Annotated in this window: 23 protein-coding genes and 1 pseudogene; 12 read left to right on the top strand and 12 right to left on the bottom strand. The window is 38.8% G+C overall.

Features of this window, described 5'->3' with window-relative positions:
- The first annotated feature begins 262 nt into the window (after positions 1-262).
- Positions 263-1,114: a helix-turn-helix transcriptional regulator gene (locus HT698_RS06205; RefSeq protein WP_173219433.1), complete on the top strand. Its 852-nt coding sequence runs from the start codon at positions 263-265 to the stop codon at positions 1,112-1,114.
- A gap of 36 nt (positions 1,115-1,150) precedes the next feature.
- Here HT698_RS06205 and HT698_RS06200 read toward each other — a convergent pair whose 3' ends face one another.
- Entirely contained in the window at positions 1,151-1,771 is a 621-nt protein-coding gene (locus HT698_RS06200; protein ID WP_173219430.1) for a LysM domain-containing protein, read from the bottom strand.
- A 241-nt stretch (positions 1,772-2,012) separates the two neighbouring features.
- Here HT698_RS06200 and sdaAB point away from each other — a divergent pair, with 241 nt between their 5' ends.
- From sdaAB to HT698_RS06185, 3 genes are read left to right on the top strand one after another with little or no spacing between them, the layout of a single operon-like run.
- Entirely contained in the window at positions 2,013-2,684 is a 672-nt protein-coding gene (gene sdaAB / locus HT698_RS06195; RefSeq protein ID WP_000838912.1) for an L-serine ammonia-lyase, iron-sulfur-dependent subunit beta, read from the top strand.
- An 8-nt stretch (positions 2,685-2,692) separates the two neighbouring features.
- Positions 2,693-3,565 carry an L-serine ammonia-lyase, iron-sulfur-dependent, subunit alpha gene (sdaAA, locus tag HT698_RS06190; RefSeq protein WP_112444492.1) on the top strand — a complete coding sequence of 291 codons (873 nt, stop codon included), beginning with the start codon at positions 2,693-2,695 and terminating at the stop codon, positions 3,563-3,565.
- Positions 3,566-3,586: 21 nt separating this feature from the next.
- Positions 3,587-4,219 carry an HAD family hydrolase gene (locus HT698_RS06185; RefSeq protein ID WP_112444490.1) on the top strand — a complete coding sequence of 211 codons (633 nt, stop codon included), beginning with the start codon at positions 3,587-3,589 and terminating at the stop codon, positions 4,217-4,219.
- A 113-nt stretch (positions 4,220-4,332) separates the two neighbouring features.
- Here the strand turns inward: HT698_RS06185 and HT698_RS06180 are convergent, their stop codons facing one another.
- The 3 genes and pseudogenes from HT698_RS06180 to HT698_RS10525 form a co-directional block, all read right to left on the bottom strand.
- A complete protein-coding gene (locus HT698_RS06180) occupies positions 4,333-6,183 on the bottom strand; it encodes a nucleoside-diphosphate sugar epimerase/dehydratase (protein WP_173219427.1) in 1,851 nt (616 codons plus the stop codon).
- A gap of 85 nt (positions 6,184-6,268) precedes the next feature.
- Complete coding sequence (locus HT698_RS06175) at positions 6,269-7,069, bottom strand: glycosyltransferase (protein ID WP_188109850.1); 801 nt, start codon at positions 7,067-7,069, stop codon at positions 6,269-6,271.
- Positions 7,049-7,196 (bottom strand): annotated as a pseudogene (locus HT698_RS10525) (glycosyltransferase family 2 protein); the annotation flags it as partial. The gene HT698_RS06175 and the pseudogene HT698_RS10525, both read right to left, overlap by 21 nt.
- A 57-nt stretch (positions 7,197-7,253) precedes the next feature.
- Between HT698_RS10525 and HT698_RS06170 the strand changes: the two are divergent.
- The 5 genes from HT698_RS06170 to HT698_RS06150 all read left to right on the top strand — a co-directional run bounded on the left by HT698_RS06170 (position 7,254) and on the right by HT698_RS06150 (position 11,497).
- The gene (locus HT698_RS06170; protein ID WP_173219422.1) at positions 7,254-8,420 is read left to right on the top strand and encodes an MFS transporter; all 1,167 of its coding nucleotides are present in this window, start codon (positions 7,254-7,256) and stop codon (positions 8,418-8,420) included.
- 139 nt (positions 8,421-8,559) lie between these two features.
- A complete protein-coding gene (locus HT698_RS06165; protein WP_000273855.1) occupies positions 8,560-8,886 on the top strand; it encodes a PadR family transcriptional regulator in 327 nt (108 codons plus the stop codon).
- Positions 8,873-9,466 carry a DUF1700 domain-containing protein gene (locus HT698_RS06160; protein ID WP_023941404.1) on the top strand — a complete coding sequence of 198 codons (594 nt, stop codon included), beginning with the start codon at positions 8,873-8,875 and terminating at the stop codon, positions 9,464-9,466. Before HT698_RS06165 ends, HT698_RS06160 begins: the two co-directional genes overlap by 14 nt.
- Positions 9,459-10,370, top strand: coding sequence for a DUF4097 domain-containing protein (locus tag HT698_RS06155; protein ID WP_173219419.1), 912 nt, complete (start codon positions 9,459-9,461; stop codon positions 10,368-10,370). The genes HT698_RS06160 and HT698_RS06155 overlap by 8 nt, the downstream gene beginning before the upstream one ends.
- 62 nt (positions 10,371-10,432) lie before the next feature.
- Positions 10,433-11,497 (top strand): DUF6574 domain-containing protein, encoded by a 1,065-nt coding sequence (locus HT698_RS06150; RefSeq protein ID WP_173219416.1) that lies wholly within the window; start codon positions 10,433-10,435, stop codon positions 11,495-11,497.
- 199 nt (positions 11,498-11,696) lie between these two features.
- Here the strand turns inward: HT698_RS06150 and HT698_RS06145 are convergent, their stop codons facing one another.
- The 7 genes from HT698_RS06145 to HT698_RS06115 form a co-directional block, all read right to left on the bottom strand.
- Positions 11,697-12,557, bottom strand: a complete 861-nt coding sequence (locus HT698_RS06145) for a DUF4299 family protein (RefSeq protein ID WP_173220062.1) — start codon at positions 12,555-12,557, stop codon at positions 11,697-11,699.
- Between the two features lie 121 nt (positions 12,558-12,678).
- Positions 12,679-13,665, bottom strand: a complete 987-nt coding sequence (locus tag HT698_RS06140) for a rhodanese-related sulfurtransferase (protein WP_173220065.1) — start codon at positions 13,663-13,665, stop codon at positions 12,679-12,681.
- Positions 13,666-13,860: 195 nt separating this feature from the next.
- Positions 13,861-15,054, bottom strand: a complete 1,194-nt coding sequence (locus HT698_RS06135) for an OFA family MFS transporter (protein WP_173220068.1) — start codon at positions 15,052-15,054, stop codon at positions 13,861-13,863.
- A 538-nt stretch (positions 15,055-15,592) separates the two neighbouring features.
- Positions 15,593-15,841: an immunity protein BlpZ gene (gene blpZ, locus HT698_RS06130; RefSeq protein WP_173220071.1), complete on the bottom strand. Its 249-nt coding sequence runs from the start codon at positions 15,839-15,841 to the stop codon at positions 15,593-15,595.
- Positions 15,842-15,920: 79 nt separating this feature from the next.
- A complete protein-coding gene (locus HT698_RS06125; RefSeq protein WP_173213201.1) occupies positions 15,921-16,139 on the bottom strand; it encodes a hypothetical protein in 219 nt (72 codons plus the stop codon).
- A gap of 5 nt (positions 16,140-16,144) precedes the next feature.
- Positions 16,145-16,519: an immunity protein gene (locus HT698_RS06120; protein WP_173220074.1), complete on the bottom strand. Its 375-nt coding sequence runs from the start codon at positions 16,517-16,519 to the stop codon at positions 16,145-16,147.
- Between the two features lie 51 nt (positions 16,520-16,570).
- Positions 16,571-16,798, bottom strand: coding sequence for a Blp family class II bacteriocin (locus tag HT698_RS06115; RefSeq protein ID WP_173220077.1), 228 nt, complete (start codon positions 16,796-16,798; stop codon positions 16,571-16,573).
- Positions 16,799-17,107: 309 nt separating this feature from the next.
- Between HT698_RS06115 and blpA the strand changes: the two genes are divergently transcribed.
- From blpA to blpC, 3 genes are read left to right on the top strand one after another with little or no spacing between them, the layout of a single operon-like run.
- Entirely contained in the window at positions 17,108-19,261 is a 2,154-nt protein-coding gene (blpA, locus tag HT698_RS06110; RefSeq protein ID WP_173220080.1) for a peptide cleavage/export ABC transporter BlpA, read from the top strand.
- A 10-nt stretch (positions 19,262-19,271) separates the two neighbouring features.
- Complete coding sequence (locus HT698_RS06105; protein WP_112444776.1) at positions 19,272-20,633, top strand: bacteriocin secretion accessory protein; 1,362 nt, start codon at positions 19,272-19,274, stop codon at positions 20,631-20,633.
- A gap of 57 nt (positions 20,634-20,690) precedes the next feature.
- Entirely contained in the window at positions 20,691-20,831 is a 141-nt protein-coding gene (gene blpC / locus HT698_RS06100; RefSeq protein WP_112444774.1) for a quorum-sensing system pheromone BlpC, read from the top strand.
- Between the two features lie 106 nt (positions 20,832-20,937).
- Here the strand turns inward: blpC and HT698_RS06095 are convergent, their stop codons facing one another.
- The gene (locus HT698_RS06095; RefSeq protein ID WP_112444772.1) at positions 20,938-22,272 is read right to left on the bottom strand and encodes a GHKL domain-containing protein; all 1,335 of its coding nucleotides are present in this window, start codon (positions 22,270-22,272) and stop codon (positions 20,938-20,940) included.
- Positions 22,273-22,274: the final 2 nt, after the last annotated feature.

The raw sequence follows: 22,274 nt of genomic DNA, 5'->3' as shown, positions 1-22,274 counted from the left end.
TTTTAGCCGCCCTATTATATATTATTTAGGATTCCCCATTGGACTCACTTTCCTTCTTTATTAAAAACAAACTCATCACATCGGCCATCTCCATGGGAAAACCGTAGCAATGCTAAATAAGAAAGCAAGAAGAACTAAAAAGCGAAAAACTTTTTTCACACATTATTTTAGTTTTCTTTTTTACTATTCCTGTTACTATGATACAATATTTTTAATTGGATTTTATTATTTGTTAACTTTTTTCACGAAAAGGAGAAAGCCCATGCGTTATGATTTCGGAAAAGTCTATAAAGAAATACGTGAGTCAAAAGGATTGACCCAAGAAGAGGTCTGTGGGGAGGTTCTATCAAGAACCAGCTTATCAAAAATTGAAAGTGGCAAGGCAACTCCCAAATATGAAAATATGGAGTTTCTTCTCCGGCAAATCAATATGAGTTTTGAAGAGTTTGACTATATTTGCCATCTCTACCACCCAAGTGAACGATCAACTATCATGCAGACTTTTCTAAAAATGGCTTCTATTAGTGGTACGAGCGACTTAAGTAAATTACTCAAAAAATGTCAACATTATCTAAAAACACATCATGATTTCCCCATCCAGCAGTTACAAGATATGCTCGAAATCGTTATCTACATCCGTGAAAATGGGATAGAAAAATTGTCAAGTAAGGTTGACAACATTGTAAATAGATTATGGGATAAGATTGAGAAACAAGATACTTGGTATGAGAGCGACCTCAAAGTCCTTAATACCATTCTCTTTGCTTTTCCTATAGAGTATATTCATCAGATTACCGAAAAAATTCTCGAACGACTAGAGGTTTATAAACACTATAGTTCTATCTTTCAGCTTCGTATGATGTTACTTCTGAATCTCTCAACTCTTTATCTTTACAATGGTGATAAGTTGCTTTGCAAACAGCTTTGCTACACTCTCTTAGAGGAGGCAAAAGCAAGCAAACAGTATGATACACTTGCGTTTGCCTATATTCGTATCGGCATTTGTGCTAATGATGCTCAGTTAATAGAGAATGGACTCTCCTTAGCTAAACTAGTAGAAGATGAACACTTACTAACAGAGCTAGAGCGTGAAGTTAACATCTTTGTAAACTAAAAAGAAAGCCATTGAGACTTCCTTTTCTATATTTTCTTAATACCAGCCATTGTTAAGCCAGAAGTTTTTAGCGGCTGTCCATGAACCGTAACGTCCTGCAACGTAGGCATCTGCTACACGTTCTTGGTTTTCAGCTGAGTAGTCACCATTCAAGTATGAATCTGTCAATTGGTAACGTCCGATGTAACGTCCGTTTGTAGCTGTGTAGCTACCGCCTGATTCTTTTTGAGCGATCCATTCTTTAGCTTCTGCTTCAGATCCGCTTACAGTTGAAGCAACTGTTTCTTCTGCTACTGTTTCACTTACTACTGGAGTTTCTTCCTCTACCTCTGTAGTTTCTGCCACTGGAGCTGAAACAGCCTCATCTTGAGCAGCTGGAGCTTCATAAGTCGTTGAAGCTGGTGCTGCTGGCGCTACAGGGCCATCGATAACCAACTCTTGACCAACATAAATCAAATGAATGTTGTCAATGTGGTTGTTTTCTGCCAATTTCTCAACAGTTGTGTTGTGAGTTTCAGCGATTTCTGAAAGTGTATCACCTTCTTTAACAGTGTAAGTTGATGATTCTTGAGCAGATACAAATGATGGAGCAAATACTGCAAACAAGGCAGCTACTCCTGCAAGAGTTGTTTTAATCTTTTTAGTTGTTGATTTCATATTTGAAAATTCTCCTTCTTTCTATACTTCTATCATACCCTTTAAATATTACTGTTTCTTGACACTTTTATGTAGAAATATTACAAAATTATTTTTTATTTCCCTAAATAAGGTGTTTTTTGTCATAAAAGATACTATTTTTATGCTATTTGAGGTATTAGAAAGGTTTTCATCCGCAATTAAAGCCAAGACCCTCATTCTTTGATATAATAGAGATAAGAATTTTTATAAGGGGAAACTGATGAAATCACTTCGTTTTCAATCTGTCTTTGATATCATCGGACCAGTTATGATTGGCCCATCTAGTAGCCATACAGCTGGTGCTGTTCGTATTGGGAAGATTGTCTCTTCCATTTTTGATGATACTCCGACAGAAGTCGAATTCCAACTTTTTAACTCATTTGCCAAGACCTATCGTGGTCACGGAACAGACCTAGCCCTTGTTGCAGGTATTTTAGGCATGGATACAGATGATCCTGAAATCCCAAATAGTCTGGAGATTGCCCACAAGCGTGGCATCAAGATTGTCTGGACCATTCAGAAAGACAGCAATGCTCCTCATCCAAACACCACTAAAATTACCGTTAAAAATGCCCACAAGACCATCAGTGTGACTGGTATTTCTATCGGTGGAGGAAATATTCAGGTAACCGAACTCAATGGCTTTGCCGTCTCTCTCAATATGAATACACCGACTATCATCATTGTTCATCAAGATATTCCAGGTATGATTGCCCTCGTAACAGAAGCCCTTTCACGCTATGGTATCAATATCGCCCAGATGAATGTCACTCGTGAAAAAGCTGGTGAAAAAGCTATTATGATTATCGAAGTTGACAGTCGCAACTGTGATGAGGCTATCGAAGAAATTCGAAAAATCCCTCATCTCCACAATGTCAATTTCTTTAAATAGGAGGAAGCATGTTTTATTCTATCAAAGAATTGGTCGAGCAAGCTGATCTGGACTTTCAAGGAAATGTCGCAGAACTCATGATTACAACAGAGTTTGAATTGACCGGTCGCGAACGTGAAGAAGTCTTCCTTCTCATGGAACGCAATCTGGAAGTCATGAAAGCCTCTGTCCAACTTGGCCTCAATGAAAATAAATCTCGTAGTGGCCTGACAGGTGGAGATGCTGCCAAACTGGATCACTACATCAAAAACGGAAAAACTCTGTCAGATTACACAATTCTCTCTGCTGCCCGAAATGCTATCGCAGTCAATGAACACAATGCTAAAATGGGCTTGGTCTGTGCCACTCCGACCGCTGGAAGTGCTGGCTGTCTGCCTTCCGTTCTCACTGCTGCTATTGAAAAATTAGACCTCAGCCACGAGCAACAGCTGGATTTCCTCTTTGCTGCCGGTGCCTTTGGACTAGTCATCGCAAACAATGCCTCTATCTCAGGTGCTGAGGGTGGCTGTCAGGCCGAAGTCGGCTCTGCCTCTGCTATGAGCGCTGCCGCCTTGACTCTGGCTGCAGGCGGGACACCCTATCAAGCCAGTCAAGCTATTGCCTTTGTCATTAAAAACATGCTGGGCCTCATCTGTGACCCTGTGGCCGGTTTGGTCGAAGTTCCCTGTGTCAAACGCAATGCCATGGGAGCTAGCTTTGCATTTATCGCAGCAGACATGGCCTTGGCAGGTATCGAATCTAAAATCCCTGTTGATGAAGTGATCGATGCCATGTACCAAGTGGGTTCAAGCATGCCAACTGCCTTTCGCGAAACAGCTGAAGGTGGACTTGCTGCCACCCCTACTGGTCGTCACCTCCAAAAAGAAATTTTCGGAGAATAAGCTTATCAAATAGGAGAAATCATGACCTCTATCTCAGCTATCTTTTTCGATCTGGATGGAACCCTCGTTGACAGTTCTATCGGGATTCACAATGCCTTTACCCATACCTTTAAGGAGCTGGGGATACCTAGCCCTGATGCCAAAACGATTCGTGGTTTTATGGGACCACCTCTCGAAAGTAGTTTTGCGACCTGCCTGCCTAAAGAACAAATTTCTGAAGCCGTGCAGATATACCGTTCTTACTACAAGGAAAAAGGTATCTATGAAGCTCAACTATTTCCTCAGATTGTAGACTTGCTTGAGAAGCTATCGAGCAAATATCCTCTTTATATCACCACTACAAAGAATACTCCAACCGCTCAAGACATGACTAAAAACTTGGGAATCTATCATTTCTTTGATGGCATTTATGGTTCCAGCCCTGAAACACCTCATAAGGCAGATGTCATTCGCCAGGCCTTACAGATACATCAACTAGCACCGGAACAAGCCATCATCATCGGAGATACCAAGTTTGATATGCTGGGAGCTCAAGAAACAGGCATTCAGAAATTGGCCGTCACTTGGGGATTTGGGGAGCAAGCAGACTTGCTAGACTATCAACCTGATTATATCGCCCACAAACCATTAGAAGTTTTAGGGTATTTTCAATAACATAGACTGGGCAACAACCCCATTTCAGAATAAAATGAAGTAAATCTATACATAACAAAACGCATATTACCAAGGTTCTTCTGTACTGACCTGATAATATGCGTTTTTCTTTTTTATTCAACGTGGGTAGTTTGATTGGCAAAGGCGATAATAGCTTGCTTCAACTCATCTCCACTAAGAGTACGAAACTCTTCAATCTTTTGACTGATGACTTCTAGGGGCATGACATTGACCTTACCAACGAAAATCTTATCCATAACTTGGTTATCAACGAGTTCTGTTGATACCAAGAGTTCTTCGTAGAGTTTTTCACCTGGACGGATTCCAACTTCAACGATTGGAATTTCACTTTCGGTGTGTCCACTTAGAAGGACCATTTTCTTGGCCAGGTCATAAATCTTGACTGGTTTACCCATATCAAGGATAAAGACTTCCCCATCCTTGGCATAAGCACCAGCATGGATAACCAGACGGCTAGCTTCTGGAATGGTCATGAAGTAACGGGTCATGCGGAAGTCTGTCACCGTTACAGGCCCACCTTCAGCAATCTGGCGTTCAAAGACTGGAATGACACTACCACGGCTACCAAGTACATTCCCAAAACGAACCGCACAGTAGGTTGATTGACTACGTTGGTTAAAGCCAGTGACAATCAACTCAGCTACGCGCTTGGTTGCTCCCATAACATTTGGTGGATTAACCGCCTTATCTGTCGAAATCATAACCATCTTAGGTACTTTGGCTTCATCAACAGCCTTAGCAACATTGTAGGTTCCACGGATATTGTTTTTGAAGGCTTCTTTTGGATTGCGCTCCATCATAGGAACGTGCTTGTGGGCAGCTGCATGATAAACAATAGCTGGCTTGTACTGCTTAAAGACTTGCAAGAGACGGTCGTAGTCTTGAATATCTGCGATAACTGGCACATAATCAATCCCTTGGAACTTGCGAATCAATTCATGATACACAAGGTAAATTGAGTTTTCCCCATGCCCGAGCAAGACGATGCGTTCAGGATTGAAGCGACTAACTTGGCGACAGATTTCAGAACCGATTGAGCCACCAGCACCTGTAACCAAGATCGTCTTACCTGTAAGTTCTGCGCCCAGACGCGATTCATCAAGACGAATTTCTTGACGTCCCAAAAGGTCCGTAATATCAATTTTTTGGAACCCAGTAGCTGCTTGGTGAAGGCCTTGAACAACAGTTTCAACCTTAGGCATCTTGTAACATTTGACACCCAGTTTGTTACACATCTGCAAGATACGTTCATATTCTGACGGGTCAAGCGACGGAATCGCAACGATAACACGCTCTATTTGATGACGTTTGGCTAATTCAGGCAGATCATCATATGAACCCAAAACAGGAATTCCACCAAGTTTTTGGCCCTTTTTCTTAGCATCCTTGTCCAAAATACCAACAAGTTCCAAATCACTGGTTGGATGTTGGTAACTATCCATAAAGAGGGCCCCACCATCACCAGCACCAATCAAGAAGGTTCGACGGTGTTCTCCATCGCCACTTCCTTTTTTGCGTCTAGAGTAGATTAACTGCCAAGTAATCCGTGGCAATAAAATCAAGAAGGTACTCAACAAGATAAAGAGAATGATGAAACGGATTGAAAAGAGTGGCAAGAAGGCATAGCAGATACTATATGACAAGACGCTGCTCGCAGTCACACCAAAAAAGATTTTCATAAAATCTGTGATCTTGCTGTAACGACTAATACTAGCATTCAAGCCCCAAAATCCAATCATCAATTGATAGAACAGGAAGGCCAAACTCGTATAGATAATGTAGTCAACAGGTGCTGGATTAATCAAGCCGTAGAATAAGATATAAGATACAATGATGGAAACCACCATACTGAAAATATCAAATATTCCCCAGAAAACCTGTTTTTGTTGTTTATTTAAAATTTCCACCAGATCAATCACATAATCTGTGAGTTTTTTATTCATAGAAATTTACTCCTCCTTAAAAGAGCTGGATATTTATATTGTTATTATAACACTTTTTATCCAGTTTACGATTTGCTACAATCTTTTACTTGCTTTTTCGTAACAGTTTCATAAAAATAAACTGTCGGACAAATCCTGGACAAAGAGCAACAACCATCTGAATCGCAACACTCTTGGCATACTCCATGTAAGAAATTTGTCCTCGCTTCAGCATCCGTTGACGAGCCTGACGATAGAGCTTGAGGTAACGCAGTCCCCCACGACGCTCAAACATCCCTGCTCCGACACGAACCTGACACAAGATTTGATCCAGATTTCCAGTCTTGGCTCCTGCAGCAATCATATTGAGCCAGAGGAGGTCATCCTCCATATAAAGGCCATCCTCATAGTTGCCTGCCTTGAGAACCATGTCCTTCTTGAACATAACAGTCATGTGGTTAAAGGCACTTCTCATCCTTTGATAAGCTACAATATCTGCATGTTGGGTTGGAACACGACGGTAAGAAACAATCTCATCAGGATTATCAATAAATTCTGCAATATGGCCACCTAATAGGTCAAGATTGTCCTTCTCCATTAACTGAACCTGTTTCTCAAAACGGTCTGGAACAGCTATATCATCCGTATCCATACGGGCAATAATATCATACTGACACCGCAAAACACCCTGTCGAAGAGCCAGACCCAAACCTTGATTCTGCTCAAGAGGATAGCGTTTCACTGGAATATCAGACTCAGCTTCAAGCTGGTCTAATACCTGATAGAGCTCAGGTGTCAAAGGCCCATCCTCAACCAGAACCAATTCGCTCGGTTTCAGGGTCTGATTTTGAACACTCTCAATAGCATCCTTTAAAAATGTCGGATTTTCCTTGATATAGACCGACATCAATACGCTGATTTTTTGCTTTTCAGACACAGTTTTTCTCCAATGTATAGATTTCCTTCCACTATTTTATCATAATTTTCAAGACTTTCCCATTTTTATCTTGAAAGCCAGAAACCTTACTTGACATTATAGGGAAAAAGCCTTAAAATAAGCTGTTATTAAAATCAGCTAGAAGAGGTATTTTATGAAAAAGCAATCACTCTTTTTTGTTCCAGGTATTATACTAATTGGTGTTTCCTTGCGGACTCCTTTTACTGTTTTACCCATTATATTGGGAGATATTTCGCAAGGGCTGGGAGTAGAAGTTAGTTCGCTTGGTGTCTTGACCAGCCTTCCTCTCCTTATGTTTACCCTCTTTTCACCATTTTCTACCCGACTGGCTCAGAAAATCGGCTTGGAGCATCTCTTCACCTACAGCCTCTTCTTCTTGACCATCGGTTCTCTCATTCGACTAATCAATCTGCACCTGCTCTATCTAGGAACCTTGATGGTTGGGGCAAGTATCGCAGTCATCAATGTGCTGCTTCCTAGTCTTATCCAAGCCAATCAACCAAAGAAGATTGGTTTTCTGACCACCTTATATGTAACCTCTATGGGGATTGCAACGGCTCTGGCTTCCTATCTAGCCGTGCCTATTACACAAGCTAGTTCTTGGAAAGGACTTATCATCCTCCTCACCCTGCTCTGCCTAGCAACTTTTTTGGTCTGGCTGCCTAATCACTGCTATAATCACAGACTGGCTCCACAAACAAAACAAAAAAGCAAAGCAAAGGTCATGCATAATAAACAGGTCTGGGCAGTGATTGTCTTTGCCGGTTTTCAATCCTTGCTCTTTTACACCGCTATGACCTGGCTACCTACCATGGCTATCCATGCAGGCCTATCCAGTCACGAAGCTGGCTTGCTGACCTCTATCTTCTCTCTGATTAGCATTCCTTTTTCAATGACCATCCCAAGCCTGACAACCAGCTTATCTACTCGCAACCGTCAGCTCATGCTCACTCTGGTTTCACTAGCTGGTGTTATCGGCATTTCCATGCTCTTTTTCCCAGTCGGTAATTTCTTTTACTGGCTTGCCATCCATCTCCTCATCGGAACCGCAACCAGCGCCCTCTTCCCTTATCTCATGGTCAATTTTTCACTCAAGACAAGCGCTCCTGAAAAGACAGCCCAATTGTCAGGTCTATCTCAAACAGGAGGCTATATCCTAGCAGCCTTTGGGCCAACCCTCTTTGGTTACAGTTTTGACTTTTTCCACTCTTGGGTACCAGCTGTAGCTGCCCTCTTACTCGTCGATATCCTGATGACTATCTCACTCTTTATAGTAGACAGAGCTGATAAAATCCTCTAAACTTCTAGTTTTTCCTAGAAGTTTTTTTATATATAAAAATTTTACACATTTCTCTTGACAGGGCTTTCTTTTAGATGTACAATGTATGTATAGAAAAATTATATATAAAAATCCTACACATCAGAAAAGGAGGTTTCCCATGTACTTTCCAACATCCTCTGCCTTGATTGAATTTCTCATCTTGGCCGTACTGGAAAAAGGGGATTCTTATGGTTATGAGATTAGCCAGACCATTAAGCTGATCGCTAATATCAAAGAATCCACACTCTATCCCATTCTCAAAAAATTGGAAGGCAATAGCTTTCTGACAACCTATTCTAGAGAGTTCCAAGGTCGCATGCGCAAATACTACTCCTTGACAAATGGTGGTATAGAGCAGCTCTTGACCCTAAAAGATGAATGGACACTCTATACAGACACCATCAATGGCATCATAGAAGGGAGTATCCGCCATGACAAGAACTGAATACCTGACTCAGCTAGAACTTTATCTCAAAAAACTGCCTCAGGCTGACCAAATTGAAGCCATGGACTATTTCAGGGAACTCTTTGACGATGCTGGAGTCGAAGGAGAAGAAGAACTCATTGCCAGTTTGGGAACTCCCAAAGAAGCAGCCCACGAAGTTCTATCCAATCTTCTCGATAAAAAAATCAATGAGGCACCCGCTCAAAAAAATAACCGACAAATTTTACATATCGCCTTGTTAGCTCTCCTTGCAGCACCTATCGGCATTCCTCTGGGAATCGCCATCCTCGTGACCCTGTTCGCAATCCTTGTGGCCGCTTTGACTGTCATTCTGGCTTTCTTTGCGATTTCCATACTTGGTATCATTGGCGGATTCCTATTTTTAGTTGAAAGTTTCACTGTCTTAGCCCAAGCCAAACCAGCCTTTATCTTGATTTTCGGTTCTGGTTTACTGGCTATCGGTGCTTCTTCACTAGTTTTACTAGGCATTTCCTATGTAGCTCGTTTCTTCGGTCTACTCATTGTTCGCTTGGTGCAATTTGTTCTTAAAAAAGGAAAGAGAGGTGACCAGCATGCGTAAATTGACAAAAGGATTTCTCATTTTTGGTGTGGTGACTACCGTTATCGGCTTTATCCTGCTCTTTGTAGGCATCCAATCTGACGGAATCAAGAGCCTACTTTCCATGTCCAAAGAACCTGTCTATGATAGCCGTACGGAAGAGCTAACCTTTGGCAAGGAAGTCGAAAACCTAGAAATTACTCTCCACCAACACGCGCTGACCATCACAGACTCTTTCGATGATCAAATCCACATTTCTTATCATCCATCACTTTCTGCTCACCATGATCTTATCACAAATCAGAACGATAGAACTCTGAGTCTCACTGATAAGAAACTATCTGAAAGTCCATTTATCTCTTCTGGAATTGATGGGATTCTCCATATTGTAAGTAGTTCATCTAATCGTTTTAATGATGTCATCATCGGACTACCGAAAGGGAGAACTCTAAAAGGGATCAACATCTCAGCCAATCGCGGACAAACCACCATCATAAATGCTAGCCTTGAAAATACGACCCTCAATACAAACGGCTATATCCTCCGAATTGAAGGAAGTCGTATCAAAAACAGTAAACTCACAACGCCCAATATCGTTAATATCTTTGATACAAATCTGACAGATAGTCAGCTAGAGTCAACAGAACATCACTTCCACGCTGAAAATATCCAAGTCCATGGTAAGGTTGAACTGACTGCCAAAGATTATCTCCGAATCATCCTAGACCAGAAAGAAAGCCAACGAATTAACTGGGACATCTCAAGCAACTATGGTTCTATCTTCCAATTCACAAGAGAAGAGCCTGAATCAAGAGGTACGGAATTAAGCAACCCTTACAAAACTGAAAAAACCGATGTCAAGGATCAACTCATTGCGAGATCTGATGATGATATTGAACTAATATCCACACCAAGCAGACGTTGACAAAAACGCTTACATCTGCTACTATAGAAGCATATTTATCTAACTAAAAAGGAGGTTCTACCATGAAACAAGAATGGTTTGAAAGTAATGATTTTGTAAAAACAACAAGCAAGAACAAGCCTGAAGAGCAAGCTCAAGAGGTTGCAGACAAGGCTGAAGAAACGATAGCCGATCTCGATACACCAATTGAAAAAAATACTCAAGTAGAGGAGGAAGTCTCTCAAGCTGAAGTCGAACTGGAAAGCCAGCAAGAAGAGAAAATTGAAACTCCTGAAGGCGGTGAAGCGAGAACAGAAATAGAAGAAAAGAAGGCATCTAATTCTACTGAAGAAGAGCAAGATCTTTCTGAGGAAACAGAAAAAGTCACTAAAGCTGAAGAAAGCCAAGAAGCACTTCCTCAGCAAAAAACAATCTTGAAAGAGCCTCTTCTTCTCAGTAAATCCTTAGAAAGTCCCTATATCCCCGACCAAGCTCCAAAATCTACGGATAGATGGAAAGAGCAAGTACTTGATTTTTGGTCTTGGCTAGTGGAGGCTCTCAAATCTCCTACAAGCAAGCTTGAAACAAGTAGCACACACAGCTACACAGCCTTTCTCTTGCTCATTCTGTTTTCTGCATCTTCCTTTTTCTTTAGTATCTACCATATCAAACATGCTTACTATGGACATATAGCAACTATGCATAATCACTTCCCTGAACAATTTGCTTCATTAAATCTCTTTTCGATCATCTCTATCCTAGTAGCGACAACACTCTTCTTCTTTTCATTCCTCTTGGGTAGTTTCGTCGTGAGACGATTTATCTACCAAGAAAAGGACTGGACGCTAGAAAAGGTTCTCCAACAATATAGTCAACTCTTGGCAATTCCAATCTTCCTCACTGCTATTGCTAGTTTCTTTGCCTTCTTTGATAGCCTACGATTTTCAGCCCTTTTATGTGTGATTAGCATTGGAATCATTCTGCTTGCTAGTCTCCATATCATTACCAGACCAAGTCAAGCAAGTGAAGCCGACTCCTTCTATCAATTATTCTTGTCTGTCCTTGTGAACGGAGTTATTATCCTCCTCTTCTTTGTAGCTGAAGTCGCACTGATTGGAGATTATCTTCGTATCTTGGCCCTTCTTTAAACTTCATACTCTTCGAAAATCTCTTCAAACCACGTCAGCTTCGCCTTACCGTAGATATATGTTCCTGACTTTGTCAGTCNNTGAGCAGCCTGCGGCTAGCTTCCTAGTTTGCTCTTTGATTTTCATTGAGTAGCAATCCTGTCTTTCATGGCAGGATTTTTCTATGCCAAAAAAGCAAGTCGATTGACCTGCTTCTGCTTTACTTTTCTTGTGCTAATGCTTTAAAATATTTGTCTAAGATGGGTTGTACTTCTAATTGATTGGCGTCTAGTTGGTGGTAAGATGCTGATGGTAGTGACTCTAGGAATTTTGCATAGTCCAATCGGGCAATGGCTTCATAGTCTTCTGGTTTAGAGCCGTCTCCTGTGATTTGAACCAAGTCAATCTCCCACTGGACTTCCTTATCCACCAATTGCTCAATATAGGCAGCAGGTACAAATGGTTCTCTCGGTAAAACAGTCTTGACCCCTTGAGCCAGATGGTAAACACCGTGCACTTGGGCTTCTCCATCCTGATAGAAGGAAACTCTTGCAAAGTAAGCATCTGTCTCTTGAACCGCACGCACACACGCTTCAAACTGAGCCAAACCATCTTCCTCTAAAAAGCTTTCCAAGTCCTCATGACTAAAGAAAACAGGGTTAAAAATTCCTTGGCAAATCGTAAAGCGGGCTGCAGTGTCTGCCAGATAGGCTTGAATACTTGCTTGAAAATAATCTTCAAAGTCAAAATCATCGAGTCCCTCAATCTCAGTTCCTGTATAAGCAAGCAAAGCATCTAAAAATGACTTGATGATCTCCCAGTCTATCTGCGTTAGTAGGTCAGGAAGATCGACACGGTAAGCCTTTTGACCATCAGCATAACTGACCTTAAAAAGAAATTGTGATTGCCCCACTATCGCACACTCGATATACTCAAGACGGTTAAGAGGCTGACGGAGATAGACTGCATCATAGCTATGTGACTCCAAGCCATCTACCAAGGCCAAGATAGACTTGGCAGTCAAAATCTCCTGTTCTCCTAAAATGCTCTGTTTATTTGGAATAAAAAATGTTTTCGCCATAACTGGACTCCTTTGAAATCGTTTACATACAGTAAACCTTATTTTCCTGAAAGATACAGAAACAAACTTTAGATTTTTGAGTACAAAGCATAGAAAAACAGCCCCTGAGGACTGTTTGATCTTATACAGTAGCTGCTTGATCCAAGCTTTCACCGATAGCGGCTAGGCGCTCAATCACTTCAGCTTGTGTCAATTCATGTTCTGAAACATAGCGGTTACGTGGGTGAACACGGCACTCGTGTGAGCATCCACGAAGGTACTTGTCTTCATTTTCTTCTGATGTCAAGATACGACGGTTACAGAATGGATTTCCACAGTTGACATAACGTTCACATGGTGTTCCATCAAACCAGTCTTTCCCTACGATAGTTGGGTTGACATGGTTGACATCAACGGCGATACGCTCGTCAAAGACATACATTTTTCCATCCCAAAGCTCACCTTGAACTTCTGGGTCTTTACCGTAAGTTGCGATTCCTCCGTGCAATTGGCCGACATCTTTGTAACCTTCACGGACCATCCAGCCTGAGAATTTCTCACAGCGAACGCCACCTGTACAGTAAACCACGACACGCTTGTCCATGAATTTTTCCTTGTTATCACGAACCCACTGTGGCAACTCACGGAAGTTGCGGATGTCTGGGCGGATAGCCCCACGGAAATGTCCTAGGTCGTACTCATAATCGTTACGTGTGTCAAGGACAACGGTATCTTTATCAAGAAGCGCTTCTTTGAACTCTTTTGGAGACAAGTAAGCACCTGTTGTTTCAAGTGGGTTGATGTCATTGTCAAAGTCGTTGTCTTCCAAACCAAGGTGGACAATCTCTTTCTTGTAGCGAACGAACATCTTCTTGAAGGCTTGTTCATTTTCTTCGTCAATCTTGAACCAGAGGTCTTCCATACCTGGGAGGCTGTGAACGTAGTCCATGTATTTTTGAGTTGTTTCATAATCACCTGAAACTGTTCCGTTAATTCCCTCGTCAGCGACTAGGATACGGCCTTTAAGGCCGATCGATTTACAGAAATCCAAGTGGTCTGCAGCAAATTGCTCTGCATTTTCAATTGGAGTATAAAGGTAGTAAAGTAAGACACGAATATCTTTTGCCATAAGATTTGTTCTCTTTTCTATTCTTAAATTTTCTAAATTTTTTATTTATCCATACTAGTATACCTGCTTGAGAAAACGAATGCAATTTATTTGACTGGAAATTGCTATATTTCAATTTAGAAAAAAATTTCTTGTACACTACACTTAGTATCAATCATATTTTAAAAAATCCTTGGATTTTCCAAGGATTCATTTTTAAACTTTTTTAGCTTTAGCCATATAGAACAGTTGGAGTAAAATACCAAGGATAGCCATGCCGATAACGATAAAGAAGGCCATTGTATAATCTCCTTGGTTTGCCTGTGCAAGACGTGCTCCTAACTGAGGACCAGCAATAGCAGCTACGCCATAAGCAGTAAACATCCATCCATAGTTTGTCCCTACGTATGTAACTCCCCAGTTTTCAGCAGTAATTCCTGGGAATGAACCTAGGAAGCCTCCAAATGACAAGGCAACCATCATAATTCCAAGGATGGCCAAGATGCTTCCAGGACCTTTGAATAAGGCTGTGAGCAACAAACCAGTAGCAACCGCTCCAAACATGGCAATAACAGTAGGATAGCGACCAATCTTATCAGATACCGTACCCCAGAAGATACGACCAAATGTATTAGCGATAGATACCAGCATAACAAAGAGTGTAGCTTCTCCTACAAGTTTATACTGGTCAGAAATTGATGCTGCAGTACCGATAATCATCATTCCACCAGTAGCACCAAGAACGTAAATCAACCATAGAAGCCAGTAATTTCCATCACGAAGCATTTCTTTGTAAGTTTTACCTTCTGGTTGAGCTGTTCCAGATGCCGGCGCTGCTGCAGGAGCTTTCTCCATTACCAATGAAGAAGTGCAAATAACAATTAGAAGAATGATACCCAATACTTTGAATGTTGAGTAAACACCCATAGAAGCAATCAAAGCTTTGGCAACTGGACCGATAATGAGCGGGCCTAACCCGAAACCTGCTGCTGTCAAACCACCAGCTAAACCTTTTTTATCTGGGAACCACTTAGTGGCAACTGAAGTAGATGCTCCATAAGCTGAACCAATACCAAGTCCTAGGACAACCCCGTAAGTGAGGTAAAGGACTGGAAGAGAAGTAGCAAATCCAGTAGCAAACATACCAGCACCGAAGAGAATACCACCTAGGAATACAAATTTCTTAGGTCCTGCTGAATCAACCTTAGGACCGAAAATAATCATACCAACAGGTACCATTGCAAAAGAAATACTAAAGGCCAAAGAAGTTTGGGATTGAACCCATCCTTGACTAGAATTGGTTTCTAGCAGCGCCTTTTGAAAAACTGACCAGGCGTAACCAGCACCTAGAGATAGATTCGTTAAAATGGCTGCTGCCAAAATTAACCATCGATTGGGTGTTTTTTTCATTTGAATAACCTCATGTAAAATTTCTTGTTCCTAAAAAGAATAGAGAACAACTTTTATCATTTTTTCACCTATCTCGTTTAAATTGATCATTGTATAAATTTTTAAGTATATAGAACTATGTAAATGATATACATCTATATACGACTGCTTAAAAATTTGTATCTATAGATCTCTTAAATCAGAACAAGATGAATTTTCACAATGTTAAGCGCTTTCATTGTACTCTTATTATAAGCTACTTTATTCTAAAAATCTACTTAAGAAAAATTAATAAAGATATAAGAAATTTTAATATTTTAATCATCTGTTATCATTTTAATATTGTTTATATCATCTAATTCGGATAATTATCTAAATAAGGTAAAAAACCACTGCCCTCCCCAGACCAACCTGAGGAAAACAGTGATTCTTATTTTAGGAGTTAGGAATGAATGTAAGGAGCTACATTTGACGTTACTATACTAAAAATCAAAAACAAGGTATAATCTTTATTGAAAACGACCATAAAGATAACCACTTAAACACTAAGTACACCTTCCTACAAGTCATCCTTTACCTCCAATCTCTCTAAAACAAACCATTTTAATAACCAAAATCCGACAACATAGCCAGCCCCTAAGAATATAGCTATAAAAGCTAGCATGGGATTCAGGAAAGAAAAAACCACTACAGATACAAAGGTTAGCACAAAAACATTAAATGCAATGGTGTCAGAAACCAAGACTAGAATATAGGGTGTCAACCAGTCTAAGATTTTTGAATATGGAAAAAATAAGTGTTTATACATGATACGTTCCTATACAGTATAGAGAGTATAAGCGCAAAGAGATACCCAGATTAATAATTCTATATCCTAACTAAATCCTCTAATGTGGCCATAAAACTGAAGCTGCCGCCCCACCAGCTGCACAAATTAAATAAATCTGCGGAGTTGGGAAAGGGATTGTCTGTGCACAAAGCGAAAGCCCCTCAACTGCACCACCTACTCCACTTAAAAATCTGTCTGCAAGTTGTTTATCACCAGCTGTTATCATTGTTAATTTTTCATCGGATAAAATGATAAAATTATTTACTGATTGTTCCATTCTTTTCACGCTTTCTTTGTTAAATTAATTTGGCTAGTAGACAAAAGATAAACTAAGGCATTAAAGACAATGAAAATATTTCCATAAAGTAAAATCAGTCTCTCATCCAAACCAAGATAAAGTTTTACCGCCAAAAAGATGAGCAAAAGAATTTGAAACCATAACGTTTTTCCAAAAATAAATTTAAAGCGTTTTTGAATGTCTGCTTCCTTGATTTTTACCGCCAAACCTTTATTAGCAAGAAGGAAAACTCCTGCTTCAAATAAGCCACTGTAGAGAACAATCCACCCAATCGATACATTCGAGATTTTCAAAAATGTACCTAAAAGAATATCCAACATACTACTCAATAAAATAACAAAAAATAATCTGTATTTCATATAAATCACCTCCTTTTACTACTATTTCCAATCTACTATATCGCTAAAAGTTTAACTTGCTCTAAAAGCTCCCCAAGCCGCTGTACAAAACTGTGCTCCTAAAACCCCGCCGGCAAGAGTTCCCACAACTGGGATAACACTCCCCAGAGCTGCACCTCCTATTGTACAAATTCCTAATGCTTGAACAACTTCTCCAGCCCCTACTTTATCTCCACCTTCAACACAAGCAAGCATTTCATTATCCATAACAGAAAATTGTGACATTGTTTTTGTATTCATGATGAATACCTCCTTTTTATTTTTAATTTTTGTTTTGTTGCAACCTTGACAACATCAATATATCATAATCAACTGATATCATTTCTTTAAAATCATAAAATGTCTTTTTTTCATCACGAAATGTTTTTCATAAATTTTATCAAAGACCAAAACTAATATATACTATCGTCAACTATAAAAATCAATGGTTCATCTTACTTAATAAAAATTACTGTTCATGACAATATAAATACCGTTTACGATTTAGCAGGAAGTTTTTTAGTAAAGTTTGGCATAATATATCTATCTACTATATGAAAGGGATTGCCAATGACTTCTTATAAACGTACATTTGTTCCTCAAATAGATGCTAGAGACTGTGGTGTTGCTGCCTTAGCCTCGATTGCTAAATTCTATGGTTCAGATTTTTCTCTAGCTCACTTGAGAGAACTTGCAGAGACCAATAAAGAAGGAACGACTGCTCTTGGCATTGTAAAAGCCGCTGATGAAATGGGCTTTGAAACAAGACCTGTTCAAGCAGATAAAACGCTCTTTAACATGAGTGATGTCCCCTATCCATTTATCGTTCACGTTAACAAAGAAGGAAAACTCCAACATTACTATGTTGTCTATCAAACAAAGAAAGACTATCTGATTATTGGTGATCCTGACCCTTCTGTAAAAATCACTAAAATGTCAAAAGAACGCTTTTTCTCTGAATGGACTGGAGTAGCTATTTTTCTAGCTCCCAAACCCAGCTATCAACCCCATAAAGATAAAAAGAATGGTCTACTAAGCTTCCTTCCTTTGATTTTCAAACAAAAATCTCTCATTGCTTACATTGTTCTCTCAAGCTTATTGGTCACGATTATCAATATCGGTGGTTCTTATTATCTTCAAGGAATCTTGGATGAATACATCCCAAATCAGATGAAATCAACTTTAGGAATCATCTCAGTTGGTCTGGTTATCACCTATATCCTCCAACAAGTCATGGGCTTCTCCAGAGATTATCTCCTAACTGTTCTGAGTCAGAGATTAAGCATTGATGTGATTTTATCCTATATTCGCCATATTTTTGAACTTCCTATGTCTTTCTTTGCGACACGTCGTACAGGAGAAATCATTTCACGGTTCACAGATGCTAACTCTATTATAGATGCCTTGGCTTCTACCATTCTTTCTCTTTTTCTGGATGTTTCTATTCTGATTCTTGTAGGAGGCGTCTTACTGGCACAAAACCCTAATCTCTTCCTTCTTTCTCTTATTTCCATTCCTATATACATGTTCATCATCTTCTCTTTTATAAAGCCTTTCGAAAAAATGAACCATGATGTCATGCAAAGTAATTCTATGGTTAGCTCTGCCATTATCGAAGATATCAACGGGATTGAAACTATAAAGTCGCTCACGAGTGAAGAAAATCGCTATCAAAATATAGACAGCGAATTTGTAGATTATTTGGAAAAATCCTTTAAGCTCAGTAAGTATTCTATTTTACAAACGAGTTTAAAGCAGGGAACAAAATTAGTTCTGAATATCCTTATCCTATGGTTTGGCTCTCAATTAGTCATATCTAGTAAGATTTCTATCGGTCAGTTGATTACCTTTAACACACTTCTTTCTTACTTTACAACTCCTATGGAAAATATTATCAACCTCCAAACCAAACTCCAATCTGCGAAGGTTGCTAATAACCGTTTGAACGAAGTCTATCTAGTCGAATCTGAATTTCAAGTTCAAGAAAACCCTGTTCATTCACATTTTTTGATGGGCGATATTGAATTTGATGACCTTTCTTATAAGTATGGTTTTGGACGAGATACCTTAACAGATATTAATCTCACGATTAAACAAGGAGATAAGGTTAGCCTAGTTGGAGTTAGTGGTTCTGGTAAAACAACTTTAGCCAAAATGATTGTCAATTTCTTTGAACCCTACAAAGGACATATTTCCATCAATCATCAGGATATTAAAAACATTGATAAAAAAGTCTTGCGCCGTCATATTAATTACCTACCCCAACAAGCCTATATCTTTAATGGCTCTATTTTGGAAAACTTAACCTTGGGTGGTAATCATATGATTAGCCAAGAAGATATTCTAAGAGCTTGTGAATTAGCTGAAATCCGTCAAGACATTGAAAGAATGCCTATGGGCTATCAAACTCAGCTCTCTGATGGAGCTGGTCTATCAGGAGGACAAAAGCAACGAATAGCCCTCGCTCGTGCTCTTTTAACTAAAGCTCCTGTTTTAATACTGGATGAAGCTACTAGCGGTCTTGATGTCTTGACTGAGAAAAAGGTTATAGATAATCTTATGTCCCTAACTGATAAAACCATTCTCTTTGTAGCCCATCGTCTCAGTATAGCCGAACGAACTAACCGTGTCATTGTTCTTGACCAGGGGAAAATCATTGAAGTGGGTAGTCACCAAGAGTTAATGCAGGCGCAAGGCTTCTACCATCATCTGTTCAATAAATAAGGAGAATGTCATGAATCCTAATCTTTTTAGAAGCGTCGAGTTTTATCAGAGACGTTACCATAACTATGCGACAGTGTTAATCATACCTCTTTCATTATTATTTACTTTCATCTTGATTTTCTCCCTTGTTGCCACAAAAGAAATTACTGTTACTTCCCAAGGAGAAATCGCCCCTACAAGTGTCATTGCATCCATTCAGTCAACCAGTGATAATCCTATCCTTGCTAATCATTTAGTGGCAAATCAAGTAGTTGAAAAAGGGGACTTACTCATCAAATACTCTGAAACAATGGAAGAAAGTCAGAAAACTGCCTTAGAAACTCAATTACAAAGACTTGAGAAGCAAAAAGAAGGACTTGGAATTTTGAAACAAAGCTTAGAAACAGCGACTGATCTTTTTTCTGGCGAGGATGAATTTGGCTACCATAATACCTTTAGGAATTTTACTAAACAATCCCATGATATTGAACTGGGTATCACAAAGACTAACACTGAGGTTTCAAATCAAGCTAATCTTGCCAATAGCAGTTCATCAGCCATCGAACAAGAAATCACAAAAGTTCAACAACAAATTGGAGAATATCAAGAGCTGAGAGATGCTATCATAAATAAAAGGGCTCGCTTACCAACTGGCAATCCGCACCAGTCAATTTTGAATCGTTATCTTGTAGCCTCACAAGAACAAACACAAGGAACTGCAGAGGAGCCATTTTTATCTCAAATTAATCAAAGTATTGCAGGTCTTGAATCATCTATCGCAAGCCTCAAAATTCAGCAAGCTGGTATCGGAAGTGTAGCAACTTATGACAATAGTTTAGCAACCAAAATTGAAGTACTCCGTACTCAATTTTTACAAACAGCCTCACAGCAACAACTAACCGTGGAGAATCAATTAACAGAATTAAAAGTACAACTAGATCAAGCAACGCAGCGCTTAGAAAACAATACCTTAACCGCCCCAAGTAAAGGTATCATTCACTTAAACAGTGAATTTGAAGGTAAAAATAGAATTCCAACTGGTACAGAAATTGCTCAAATATTCCCTGTCATCACAGATACAAGAGAAGTACTAATCACTTACTACGTATCTTCTGACTATCTACCTCTACTAGATAAAGGACAAACTGTAAGATTAAAACTGGAGAAAATTGGAAATCACGGCATTACCATCATCGGCCAACTTCAGACAATTGATCAAACTCCTACCAGAACAGAGCAAGGAAATCTCTTTAAATTAACCGCTCTTGCAAAACTATCTAATGAGGATAGTAAACTCATCCAATACGGCTTACAAGGTCGCGTCACTAGTGTAACTGCAAAGAAAACATATTTTGATTATTTCAAAGATAAAATTTTAACACATTCTGATTAATTTTCAGATAACACTCTATAACTAATTTATTATCTTATCAAAAAGGAGAATCATAACATGGATAAGAAACAAAACCTAACTTCATTTCAAAAACTAACAACTACTGAACTCAACCAGATTACAGGTGGAGGATTGTGGGAAGAGCTATATGAAACTATAACAACACCATTAAAATTACGGACTACTTTCAAACCATAAAAAATCTATAGAATTATAAAAACGCATAATATCAGATTTCAAAATGACTGATACTATGCGTTTTATCATGAAAAGATTATAGAAGATACAAGTCACCCATCCCCACCTATACTTCTATCTCTAAGACTTGTTTAAATCTAAAATTAGAACTTGTAGTTTTTAGAATGATATTTGGGTATTTTGTCAAAATACTATTAACATTAGACAAACCAACTCCTCTATTCTGCCCTTTAGACGACATTCCTCTCTCAAATATTTTTGTAACATCAATCTCTCTATCTAGGGTCGGATTTTGGATAATTAAAACTTGCTTATTATTTCTCATATCTTCAAAAAAACAAACACTTAGAGGTTCCTCGACAGTGGCGCTTGCAGCGGCCTCTATCGCGTTATCTAACAATATAGAAACAACTGTTAAAAAATCAATTTCCTCAATCTTTTTGATAACGATTGGTTTTTCTATTTCCAAAGAAACTGGCACTAGTAAACTCTGAGCCTCGGATAATTTTGAGATTAATAAACTCTTCAAGGATAAATCCTCTATATTTCTCAATCTCACTACATCAAATTTTGTATCTTTTAAATTTTTCCCTGAGTCTTTCAAGACACTGTCATAAATTTGAGCAACTAAATCAATATCTTTTCGGTCTATTCCTATCTTTAAACTTGTTAAGATATTTGCATAATCATGCCTAAAGCTTCTAACCTCTTGATAAAGTCCTTCTACTTGTTTACTATAGCTCTTAAGATTTTGAAGTTGAATCTCTTTTTGAAGTACTAAATCTTTTTGCAATTCCTCACGTACATTTCTATCCAGTATATTGACAAAATAGATAAATAAAAAGAAATAGATTGCAGTTATAGCTCCTTGATAATGATTTATAGATAAGTTCAAGATTTTTTTAATATAACCAATAAAAGGAACCAAGATAAAATAACCCAACATTGCAGCATTAGCAATCCTCATTATTTGAGCTAAATGTTTATCCAACACTTTACTTCTTAGATAGCTAAAATCATACTGAAAAACTTTTATTATAAGCAAAGATAGGAGACTTGCTAAAATTGAGAAAATGGTAGCATCGTAATAAACATATATGTCTGTTAAACTAGCAAAATTAGGAATAATAAAATCAACAAAAAAATCATAGATGATCGACCAAAATGTGATAGGAAACAGAGCATAAAAAAGTGTCGATAGCAGACTGTATTTCTTTTTATCCAACAACAATGTATAGATAATAAAAAAGATGGGATAATCTAGTACTGTAATAACAACAGGGATATAGAACATCTTAATCAAGGTTAAAAGTAAAAACTCTAATAAAAAATAGAAAAACAATAACTCTAAAGATCTCTTTATAGTCAATTGATAGCCATAAATTTTTGCATGAAGAAATAAAAGTATGTAAAAATTCAAAGATACTAACACAAAAGACATTT

This window comes from Streptococcus sp. 3109, assembly GCF_013276905.1.
Taxonomy (GTDB): domain Bacteria; phylum Bacillota; class Bacilli; order Lactobacillales; family Streptococcaceae; genus Streptococcus.
Note: the sequence above shows the minus strand (reverse complement) of the source record. Positions and strands in the feature narration are given on the sequence as shown.

Bases quoted from the DNA above. Each gene is read 5' to 3' on its own strand.
- HT698_RS06200 (WP_173219430.1), bottom strand. From the start codon at position 1,771: ATGAAATCAACAACTAAAAAGATTAAAACAACTCTTGCAGGAGTAGCT.
- HT698_RS06175 (WP_188109850.1), bottom strand. From the start codon at position 7,069: ATGTCGGTCTATATCAAGGAAAATCCGACATTTTTAAAGGATGCTATT.
- blpC (WP_112444774.1), top strand. From the start codon at position 20,691: ATGGATAAGAAACAAAACCTAACTTCATTTCAAAAACTAACAACTACT.
- HT698_RS06155 (WP_173219419.1), top strand. From the start codon at position 9,459: ATGCGTAAATTGACAAAAGGATTTCTCATTTTTGGTGTGGTGACTACC.
- HT698_RS06170 (WP_173219422.1), top strand. From the start codon at position 7,254: ATGAAAAAGCAATCACTCTTTTTTGTTCCAGGTATTATACTAATTGGT.
- blpA (WP_173220080.1), top strand. From the start codon at position 17,108: ATGACTTCTTATAAACGTACATTTGTTCCTCAAATAGATGCTAGAGAC.
- HT698_RS06105 (WP_112444776.1), top strand. From the start codon at position 19,272: ATGAATCCTAATCTTTTTAGAAGCGTCGAGTTTTATCAGAGACGTTAC.
- HT698_RS06115 (WP_173220077.1), bottom strand. From the start codon at position 16,798: ATGAATACAAAAACAATGTCACAATTTTCTGTTATGGATAATGAAATG.
- HT698_RS06205 (WP_173219433.1), top strand. From the start codon at position 263: ATGCGTTATGATTTCGGAAAAGTCTATAAAGAAATACGTGAGTCAAAA.
- HT698_RS06145 (WP_173220062.1), bottom strand. From the start codon at position 12,557: ATGGCGAAAACATTTTTTATTCCAAATAAACAGAGCATTTTAGGAGAA.
- HT698_RS06120 (WP_173220074.1), bottom strand. From the start codon at position 16,519: ATGAAATACAGATTATTTTTTGTTATTTTATTGAGTAGTATGTTGGAT.
- HT698_RS06150 (WP_173219416.1), top strand. From the start codon at position 10,433: ATGAAACAAGAATGGTTTGAAAGTAATGATTTTGTAAAAACAACAAGC.
- HT698_RS06165 (WP_000273855.1), top strand. From the start codon at position 8,560: ATGTACTTTCCAACATCCTCTGCCTTGATTGAATTTCTCATCTTGGCC.
- blpZ (WP_173220071.1), bottom strand. From the start codon at position 15,841: ATGTATAAACACTTATTTTTTCCATATTCAAAAATCTTAGACTGGTTG.
- HT698_RS06125 (WP_173213201.1), bottom strand. From the start codon at position 16,139: ATGGAACAATCAGTAAATAATTTTATCATTTTATCCGATGAAAAATTA.
- HT698_RS06185 (WP_112444490.1), top strand. From the start codon at position 3,587: ATGACCTCTATCTCAGCTATCTTTTTCGATCTGGATGGAACCCTCGTT.
- sdaAA (WP_112444492.1), top strand. From the start codon at position 2,693: ATGTTTTATTCTATCAAAGAATTGGTCGAGCAAGCTGATCTGGACTTT.
- sdaAB (WP_000838912.1), top strand. From the start codon at position 2,013: ATGAAATCACTTCGTTTTCAATCTGTCTTTGATATCATCGGACCAGTT.
- HT698_RS06135 (WP_173220068.1), bottom strand. From the start codon at position 15,054: ATGAAAAAAACACCCAATCGATGGTTAATTTTGGCAGCAGCCATTTTA.
- HT698_RS06140 (WP_173220065.1), bottom strand. From the start codon at position 13,665: ATGGCAAAAGATATTCGTGTCTTACTTTACTACCTTTATACTCCAATT.
- HT698_RS06095 (WP_112444772.1), bottom strand. From the start codon at position 22,272: ATGTCTTTTGTGTTAGTATCTTTGAATTTTTACATACTTTTATTTCTT.
- HT698_RS06180 (WP_173219427.1), bottom strand. From the start codon at position 6,183: ATGAATAAAAAACTCACAGATTATGTGATTGATCTGGTGGAAATTTTA.
- HT698_RS06160 (WP_023941404.1), top strand. From the start codon at position 8,873: ATGACAAGAACTGAATACCTGACTCAGCTAGAACTTTATCTCAAAAAA.